General features: G+C 60.1%; 2 protein-coding genes. Both read left to right on the forward strand.

The window, feature by feature from the left end; translation table 11 throughout:
* Positions 1-73: 73 nt before the first annotated feature.
* Positions 74-1,021 (forward strand): hypothetical protein, encoded by a 948-nt coding sequence (locus EII42_RS12075; protein ID WP_125172399.1) that lies wholly within the window; start codon positions 74-76, stop codon positions 1,019-1,021.
* A 253-nt stretch (positions 1,022-1,274) separates the two neighbouring features.
* The gene (locus EII42_RS12080) at positions 1,275-1,769 is read left to right on the forward strand and encodes a hypothetical protein (protein ID WP_125172400.1); all 495 of its coding nucleotides are present in this window, start codon (positions 1,275-1,277) and stop codon (positions 1,767-1,769) included.
* Positions 1,770-1,803 lie beyond the last annotated feature (34 nt).

The following is a 1,803-nucleotide window of genomic DNA, read 5'->3' on the forward strand; positions in this document are numbered from 1 at the left end:
ACGAGCAGGGAAGAACAAGAAGAACAGGCCAGCCTCCTGGCGAAGCGGGCCTGGGAAGGAGAATAACGAGATCATGGCTATCACTGATTTGATTCCGGGGGATATTGGTCAGCGGTTGCGTGGGCTGGTTGATCGGGTGCGTAACCAGATCTTGGAGAAGGGCATCGCACCGGTTAAGTCGGAGGAGTGCAAGGAGATCCCGCAGTTGTTGCGTGATATTCGTGCGCAGCTTGAGGCCGCGTTGGAGCGTGATGCCGCGGATTTGGCGGTGATACGTCAGCGGGAGGATGCGCTCCAGGCGGGCACCGATACCGCGTTTCGCGAACGGTTGAGACAGGCGCAGGCCGCTAGGGACGAGCAGGTGAAACAGGTCCGTATGGCAGCGGTGACGCAGTGGGAGAGACTCAAGCTAGTCTCCGCGAACGCCGCCGAGTACAGCCAAACCGTCCCCGACCAACTCAAAGCCAAACTCGACGACTGGGATAAGCGAGCCAAGGATGCCGGTGATCTGGCGGATAGTTTGCCGGAGTTGATTCTGTTGGAGGGGTGGACGGGCCCGGCGGCCAGGCGGTACGGGTTGCGGGCGATGGTGCAGGCCAAGGCCTTCGAGGAGCACCGTCAGCTGCCCGCGCTCTACGCCAAGCTGGTAGAACTGATGCTCCGGGCTACGTTGGTGGAGTTGACGTTTGTGTTGTTCTGGTTGCGGCACGCGAAGCAGCGCAACGAGGTGGGGCTGGTGGCGGTTTCGGGGGAGGTGTTTCCTCGCACCAGGGCGGTGACCCAGAACATGGGCAAGGCCGAGCAGCTCATCCGTAGCAGGGAAAGCGAGATCGAGGCCACGGATCAGGAGTTTTGCCGGATCGTGGATGATGGGATGGCGGCGCGTAACATCATCAAGAATGGGTGGCCCACCGGCACCCAGCTCGCGTTCGAGAAGGTAGGACACATCTGCCCGGACTACACACCGCAGGACTTCACCAAGTACGAGGAAGCGCTCCGCGAGGAACAAGAAGAACAATAACCCCTTAAACACCAGAAACCAGTCACAAGGTAAGAAGAAGGTAAGAAGGAAGAGAACGGGGTAGGGATCATGCGACGACACTGGGCCTGGTACACCACCGCCGCCATACTCGCGCTCGTGCTCGCGGCACTCACCGTCGTCGTGGTCACACGCCCCACACCGGGGCCGTCGGTTGATGGGTCTGGTGGGGTGGTGGCCGGGTCGTCGTTCGAGACGATCGATATTCCCAGCCACCCTGACACTCGCTCCTTGGATGATCGACCCGACCCAGCCCGGCTGGCAAGACGACAAACGCTGGGCCGGGCAACCACCACCAGCGATCATCCCCCGCATCTTCCCAGCCCACATCCAAGACAACTGGCCGATCCCGGACCTCACCAACGTCGTCCGCGCACGAGGAGAACCCTCCTACACCGTCAGAACCGGCGGCGGCTGGGTTTACGTCCACAAAGACGACGACACCCCCTACTACCAACGCCGCCGAATCATCCACGTCAGCGTGCACTACTTCCACAGCATATATGACGATTATGTTGAGGATTTCACCAATCCGAAGGCGGTCGGTAAAGCCTACTGCAGCCCAACAAGCAATTTGGGGTTAGATACCTGTTTGATGGTGGCGCAGGATTGCATTATCAAGTTCGCTCCGATCGGGCCCTGGGAGGGTGACGTGAATGCCCAGATGGAGCAGCTCATGCTCGAACTAGCCGCAGAACTACGCAAACAATTCGGCACCGATGACCAATAACACCCCCTGGTACACCACCGCCGCCATACTCGCG

This window comes from Tessaracoccus sp. OH4464_COT-324, assembly GCF_003932855.1.
In the GTDB taxonomy this organism is placed as follows: Bacteria; Actinomycetota; Actinomycetes; order Propionibacteriales; family Propionibacteriaceae; genus Arachnia.

Excerpts from the sequence above, each read along its gene's own strand:
- EII42_RS12075 (WP_125172399.1), top strand. The coding sequence starts at position 74 with ATGGCTATCACTGATTTGATTCCGGGGGATATTGGTCAGCGGTTGCGT.
- EII42_RS12080 (WP_125172400.1), top strand. The coding sequence starts at position 1,275 with ATGATCGACCCGACCCAGCCCGGCTGGCAAGACGACAAACGCTGGGCC.